Source organism: Acinetobacter sp. Swhac1 (assembly GCF_013390985.1).
GTDB classification, from domain to species: Bacteria; Pseudomonadota; Gammaproteobacteria; order Pseudomonadales; family Moraxellaceae; genus Acinetobacter; species Acinetobacter towneri.
This window is the reverse complement of record NZ_JACASN010000057.1, coordinates 1-6,674: the sequence shown is the minus strand read 5'-3', so window position 1 is coordinate 6,674 and position 6,674 is coordinate 1. Positions and strand designations below refer to the sequence as shown.

The 6,674-nt window shown below is 39.1% G+C and carries 8 protein-coding genes and 1 pseudogene; 6 read left to right on the top strand and 3 right to left on the bottom strand.

The window, feature by feature from the left end:
* The 4 genes and pseudogenes from HX743_RS15300 to HX743_RS15285 form a co-directional block, all read left to right on the top strand.
* Positions 1–224: pseudogene (locus HX743_RS15300) on the top strand (GntR family transcriptional regulator); the annotation flags it as partial.
* 57 nt (positions 225–281) lie between these two features.
* Entirely contained in the window at positions 282–635 is a 354-nt protein-coding gene (locus tag HX743_RS15295; RefSeq protein WP_178319628.1) for a DUF1330 domain-containing protein, read from the top strand.
* Positions 636–751: 116 nt separating this feature from the next.
* Entirely contained in the window at positions 752–1,324 is a 573-nt protein-coding gene (locus HX743_RS15290; protein ID WP_070154044.1) for a LexA family transcriptional regulator, read from the top strand.
* On the top strand, positions 1,321–2,619 hold the full coding sequence (locus HX743_RS15285; protein ID WP_178319627.1) for a Y-family DNA polymerase: 1,299 nt from the start codon (positions 1,321–1,323) through the stop codon (positions 2,617–2,619). Before HX743_RS15290 ends, HX743_RS15285 begins: the two co-directional genes overlap by 4 nt.
* Before the next feature lie 253 nt (positions 2,620–2,872).
* On the opposite strand, the gene xseB is transcribed toward HX743_RS15285, so the two are convergent.
* Both xseB and xseA read right to left on the bottom strand, forming a co-directional pair.
* Positions 2,873–3,067: an exodeoxyribonuclease VII small subunit gene (gene xseB / locus HX743_RS15280; protein ID WP_001058302.1), complete on the bottom strand. Its 195-nt coding sequence runs from the start codon at positions 3,065–3,067 to the stop codon at positions 2,873–2,875.
* Complete coding sequence (gene xseA / locus HX743_RS15275) at positions 3,057–4,325, bottom strand: exodeoxyribonuclease VII large subunit (protein WP_178319626.1); 1,269 nt, start codon at positions 4,323–4,325, stop codon at positions 3,057–3,059. Before xseA ends, xseB begins: the two co-directional genes overlap by 11 nt.
* A 216-nt stretch (positions 4,326–4,541) precedes the next feature.
* On the opposite strand from xseA, the gene HX743_RS15270 reads away from it, so the two are divergent.
* Positions 4,542–5,846: a type II toxin-antitoxin system HipA family toxin gene (locus tag HX743_RS15270; RefSeq protein WP_178319625.1), complete on the top strand. Its 1,305-nt coding sequence runs from the start codon at positions 4,542–4,544 to the stop codon at positions 5,844–5,846.
* On the top strand, positions 5,839–6,117 hold the full coding sequence (locus HX743_RS15265) for a helix-turn-helix domain-containing protein (RefSeq protein ID WP_000361155.1): 279 nt from the start codon (positions 5,839–5,841) through the stop codon (positions 6,115–6,117). Before HX743_RS15270 ends, HX743_RS15265 begins: the two co-directional genes overlap by 8 nt.
* Positions 6,118–6,269: 152 nt before the next feature.
* Here the strand turns inward: HX743_RS15265 and HX743_RS15260 are convergent, their stop codons facing one another.
* The gene (locus tag HX743_RS15260) at positions 6,270–6,431 is read right to left on the bottom strand and encodes a hypothetical protein (protein ID WP_002046470.1); all 162 of its coding nucleotides are present in this window, start codon (positions 6,429–6,431) and stop codon (positions 6,270–6,272) included.
* Between the last annotated feature and the right edge of the window lie 243 nt (positions 6,432–6,674).

Genomic DNA, 6,674 nt, shown 5'->3' with positions numbered 1-6,674 from the left:
AACATCATATTGCTTGGGAAGTAGTACAACGTTTGAATGGTCGAATTAGTCGTCTTCGTGCAATTACCATGAAATCGACGAAGCGTGAAATTTCTGGCTATCAACGTATTAAAAATATGTGTGAAGCAATTTATCTGCACCAAGATCCTGAAAAAGCAAAACAAGCTGTGGCTGAACATATTAATGAAGCAGCTCTAGTTGCGAAATACATTTTAGACAAATGATATGAATAAATAGTTAGAAAATGAGTATTACACTTATTAAACATAGGGAAATTTTATATGTCCGCATACTGGATTGCACATGTCACTATTCATGATATGGAAAAATATAAACAATATATGTCAATAGCGCCTTTAGCCTTTGCAAAATATGGAGCTAAATTTCTTGTACGAGGTGGTAAATCTACTTGTCTAGAAGGATCTGAATATGAGCGTCATATCATTATTGAATTTTCAGACTTAGCCTCTGCGCAAGCATGTTATTTTTCTGAAGAATATTCTAAAGCAAGAGCAGCTCGTGAAAACTGTGCTGATGTGATGATTAGTATTGTGGAGAGCATAGAGGGTACTCCCCCTAATAACAATGATACTGGTGTAAGTGCTGAATATACGCCTCCACTAAGTAGTAGATAATATTACTAAGCTGCAAAAAAATATAAATTGGCTTTACTATGTTGGACAATATTGTTTTTACATACTGAGTTTTCTATAATCTTAATTATGTTACATAATCAAGATTGATAATAAAAATGACTCAAAATAAGCATGGTGGTGCACGCAAAGGTTCTGGCCGTCCTTTTGTCTATAACGAACCGACCAAGGTCATTCGGGTGCCAGAGTCTCGTGTATTGGAAATCAAGAAATACCTGAAAAAAAATGACACTCCAAAGTTTAACGATATTTCCTCTATTACATTGCTTGAGACAAAAACACATTATGAGATTCCTGTTGCTTTGCAAAAAGTTGCTGCAGGCTTCCCTTCCCCTGCTCAGGACTATATCGATAAGACCCTTGATCTAAACGAGTTTCTTATTCAAAACCAACAGGCAACCTTTATCGTTGAAGTGGAATCCTTATCCATGCGTGATGCAGGGATTGATCTGAATGACAAGCTAATCGTTGACCGTAGTATTGAAGCCAAGCATGGGGATATTGTTCTGGCATTGATTGACAACGATTTTACGATTAAACGTTTAATGATTGAAGGTAATCAATGCTGGTTGCAGGCGGCTAATCCTGATTTTGCTGATATCCATTTGAAAGATAATCAAACCATGCTGATTTGGGGTGTGGTTACCAGTGTGATCAAGAAGTTCAGATGAGCAGTTACGAGCGGATTTATGCCCTGATTGATATTAACAACTGTTATGTCAGTTGTGAGCGGGTATTTAATCCCAGTCTAAACAATAAACCTGTGATTGTGCTCAGCAATAACGATGGCTGTGCTGTGGCAAGAAGTAATGAAGCCAAAGCGCTGGGCATCAAAATGGGCGTTCCTCTCTTTCAAATACAAGATATTGTTCAGCAACATCAGGTCGTGGTGTTATCCAGTAACTATGCTTTATATGCTGAAATGTCCAAGCGTTTTCATTCAATTTTGGCTAGTTTTGTTGCGCCACATGAACAGGAAATCTATTCAATTGATGAGTGTTTTTTAGATCTGACCAGTTATGCACAAAATTTTGACTTAACTCAGTATGCGCATCACATGAAACAACGATTGTTGGATTGGATTGGCTTACCCGTCTCGATTGGTATCGGTCGTAGTAAAACCGAAGCCAAAATGGCCAACCATCTTGCCAAAAAAAGACAGGGTTTCAAGGGTGTGTGTAACTTACTCAATATGGATTTCCTAGATCAGGAAATGCTTTATTCAGACATTGAGGTCGGTGAAGTTTGGGGCGTTGGTCGTAAGTTAGTTAAAAAACTAAATGCCATGGGAATCTATTCGGTGCTAGATTTAGTGATGCAAGATGCTCATCGCATGGCGAGCCTTTTTTCTGTGGTAATGCAAAGAACAGTATTGGAGCTGCAAGGTGTTTCTTGTATGCAGTTAGATGATGCCCCTCCCCCCAAACAGCAAATCATAGCAAGTCGTTCATTTGGTGAAAAAGTTACCGAGCTAGATGATCTCAAAGAGGCTATGGGCAAATATGTACAGGATGCAGTCATACGTTTACGAGCAGACGCTTCCTTATGTGGATGTGTCATTGCTTTTGTGCAATCGAATCCTTTTGATTCAAAGGTTCCCTATTACAGTAAATCGTTGGCTTTTGAGTTTCCTGAACCGACGGATTGTGTTTTGGATCTGATTAAAACAGCTATGCAACTGCTGGAACACATTTATAAATCTGACGTGAAATATAAAAAGTGTGGTGTAATTCTGACGGATTTAATTGCTAAGCAGCGCTTTACTCCTGACCTGCTGACGGACCACAGCCAGCGTGAAAGTAATGAAAGCCTCATGCAGACTTTAGAAGCGGTACAGGCGAGATATGGGAAAACTAAATTAGCTGTTGGCAGCTGCTACTTGCCACAACGAAAGTGGTCCATGAATCGTACCCATTTGACCCAAAACTATTTCAGCTGGCAGGGATTATTAAAGATCAGCCATTAAATTAATTAGCCTCACCTATTTGGTTTAAGTCAGCTTAATGAAGAACTCGACACATAAGCCGACACAGGCTTGATCCTCAGTCAACCATTTAACAACGTAAGTATGTTGTTTGGGATCCATGTAACACCTCTCGAGGAAAAGGTGGTTAGTAATAAAACTCTGCTCAAGCAAATTTATTGGGTTAACTGTCAGTTTTCACCATCTCATGTCCTTTATTTCTAGAACATTCTAGACTTTTCTCGACCTAGAATTTTTATTCTTTAAAGGTGTCATTCAACGCCTGTTGCACAGCATCAATACGTAATTTGCAGGCTTTATAGGCAGTCATGGACTCTTCAACGATCGCCATAAGGTTATCAATATCCGGTTCTTCCTGAGATTCAAGAAATTCGGCATTTTTCTTGAGAATTTCATAACCTTTCTTGAAACTTAGTTCTTCATTGTTCATGTGCGTTTACCTGTGTCACGGTGGCATCAATGGTGCCATCCTTAAGTTCAATCTGTAATTGCTGGTCAGTAATCTGCTGTATGGAACGGATGGCTTTGCCTTGGCTACGGACAATTGCATAGCCCTTGGCCATCACATTACGTGGATTCTGTAGCAAGGTTTCCCTCATCAATGACTCTACCTGCTGTGAAGCTAGTTTAATCTGTTGTTGAGCAAGATACTGAGTATCACTCTTCAGCATATCAACTCTACGTTGGGCTTCATTGATCTGGTTCTGTGTCAGAGTTTTGATAGTTTTCAGATACTGATCACTCTGGCTCTGGTAGGTGATCAACTGGTGCTGTGACAGTAGCTTGATGGTCTGCAAAGCAGTACTAACTTCATTGACTCGCTCCACAATCAGGTTACGGATCCCTGCGATCACTTTACTCGGAGTATCAAAGGAACGGTGTGCAATTTCATCCAAAATAGTGTGGTCTTTCTCGTGGCCAATACCGACCCAGATCGGCACAGTTCTTTTACACAGCAGTGCGGCCAGATCATAATCATTCAGGTAAGCTAGGTCATTCACGGCTCCACCACCACGGATAATCACAATAAGGTCTGGTGCTATCAAGTAATCTTGAGCCCACTGTCTTAAGGCACGGCCCAAAACCTGAATGATGCTGGCAGAAGCAGTATTACCCTGAAAAGTTGCTGAATGATAAACGAAATGGCAGACACCAGCCTGAGCCAGGGCATCCGCATCTTTTTTAAAGTCACCTAACCCTGCAGCATTTTCCGGTGCAATGACCAAGACATTCTGAATATCAAAGGGTACCGGCAACTGTTTATTGTTATTGAGCAGGCCTTCCTCAGTCAGTCGCAGCAGAATCTGCTGATAGCGTTTGGCGATGTCTCCTAGAGTAAAGCTAGAGTCGATATCTTCGATATTGACCGAGAAGCCATATTGCGGATCAAATCTAGCTTTGACCTTGATCAGTACATTCAGGTCTTTCGACAGTTCAATACCACTTTCTCGTTCAAACTTTAGAACTATTTTTTGTGCCGTAAATTTCCAAATGGTGCCTTTACAACTAGCGATCACCTTATGGCTTTCTTCATCTTTCTCAGCCAACTCAAGATAATAGTGACCGCCTTTAATACTTAAATTACGGATCTCAGCCTTGACCCACACTGCCCCATCAAAAGTCAGATGGATGACTTCCTGTACAGTGGCAAGGTATTCACTAAGGCTGAGTTGTTGACGTTCTGACATGATGTAAAGGATAGCTAAAATATAAGGAGGTGAGATTTAACCTAATATTGATCAATTCTACTGCAAATCAGATGAGTTTATTGCAATTTTGAGAAATGTATAAGTTCTTCTTAGACACCTAGAGTGATCATTGAGATTTTTAGTTTAATTATACTTTTATATTAAAATAGATATATAATCAATAAAATCATTATATTTTACTATTTTAATAAAATTATGAAGCAATACTGTACACTGCAAATCTACCAAGACTATGAATGGCATGACTGTGCTTTGGTTGAGGTTACGGATGATCAAAATGCTGGATGGCAGGCAGCTACACGTACATCATATTTGTTCGAATATGCTATTTCATATATGGATCTAAGAGATGGTCATGCGCTTGCTTATGACTTACCGGTGAACGTCCAAAATAGATTGGAATCAACTTGGCCAGCATTTCTTATGGATCTATTACCTCAAGGATACGGTCGCAAAGAATTACTAAGACAGCTTGATTTTTCTGAGAATGTTCAGGAACAAGCGGACTGGGCGCTTTTAAAAGCAGGCGCAGGAAATCCAATTGGGAATCTGCGAGTCAAAGAGGCTCATGAGTGGTTACAGAGTCATTTCCCAAAGCTGCAAAATCAGGGATTTAGCCTAAGCAAAATTATTGAACGTAAAGAGAAGTTTATTGAATCGCTCGCATCTTATGGACTTTTTATTGCCGGTTCATCTGGTATTCAGGGTGAGTGGCCAAAATTGTTGTTAACACAAGGTTATGATGATCTTTTCTATCTAGATCATACTCTTCCAGATGATCAAGTTAAGCAGCATTGGTTGGTTAAATTTAGCCGCGGCAGTGATCAAAATTTGAATAAAATCCTGATGAACGAAGCTTTGTATATGAAAGTCGCTCAGTACTTGCAACTACGTGTACACCGGGATCTTGAGCTACATGGCAAGACTTTGTTTATTCCAAGATTTGATCGCAAAGTAATTAATGGCAAAGTTGAAAGAATTGCTCAGGAAAGCCTTGCATCTCTAGGTGGGAAGGCGGGCTTTGGGGTTAGAATGACCCATAATCAAATATGTACCCTGCTTATGGAGGCTTGTACCGAACCAAAGCAGGAAGTATTTGAGTATTTGAAGCGTGATCTCGCAAATGTTGCCTTAGGCAATAAAGATAACCATACTCGCAATACAGCAATCCAACGCTTCAATAATGGTAAAATTCAGCTCACACCATTATTTGATTTTGCGCCAATGTGGTTACATCCTGATGGTATTGCACGTACTACTCGTTGGGAAAGAGATGATCATGGTGGTATGCCACTTTTGAGTTGTGTGATTGAGCAGATAGCTGAAAGCACTTCGATTGATCCACAAGAAATTAAAACTTTATTAATTGAACAGTTACCAATTTATCGGGGACTGTTAGAAAAGATGCAGGCTCTTCAAGTAGCGGATGAAATTCTGGAAAATAGCCAATATCGAATAATCAATATTTGCCAGCAGTTGGAGGAGATCAGCCATGGATAAACGTTTTAAACCATTGACCCCTATTCAACAAATGGAAAAAAGACTATCTGTGCTTGAAACCATCAATAATCATCCAGACTGGTCTTTTTATCAAGTTGCTCGATTTATTCGAACAGAGCTACATTTAACACTGAATGATATGGCTAAAATTACTAAGATTGCGCCACAGACACTGCAAAAAATGGAGCAACCAGGGAGCAATCCTACTTTGAAATCCATGCAGAAATTACTCGATACTTTCGGTTTACAATTACAAATAAAAGTTAAATGATTTTTAATTCTGAGCCATCGGTTTTTCTAAAATCTTATCCGTTTAAGGATACAAAGAGGAAATAAACAGGCTCTAGGTTGTTTTATGATTATTTTTAGACAAACGACTCCAAAACCTTATGTAGCAAGGGTTTTGTCTCTACAGTAATTAATTTATTTTTGAAAAAATGGAGTAGAGTGTTTGAAATATGAATAATCGAATTCGGTTTCTGTAAGCACAGCAATTTCATCTGCATGTGCTTTATATTCATCTATATTTTCGAGTAATTCATCCTCTGAGAATGGGAGTTTTTTTTGATTTTCAGTGTCGTTCATAGAGTCATATCCTGAGAAGTTATTTAGATCATCATAAACCAGACATTTTTAATGGTGAGAATACAGACACTTTAAATGGTTTCTAACAACTGGTGGTGGTGGATTTCGTATAACCACCATTATGTTAAATAGATAGCAGTTGGGAGATTATTTATTCTTTCAATAGACAAAAACTTGCGGAATTTTTCTTAATTTGTAATCCTTGCGGCCAAGGGTGTCTAGCGTAGCTAAGACAGGTATTCG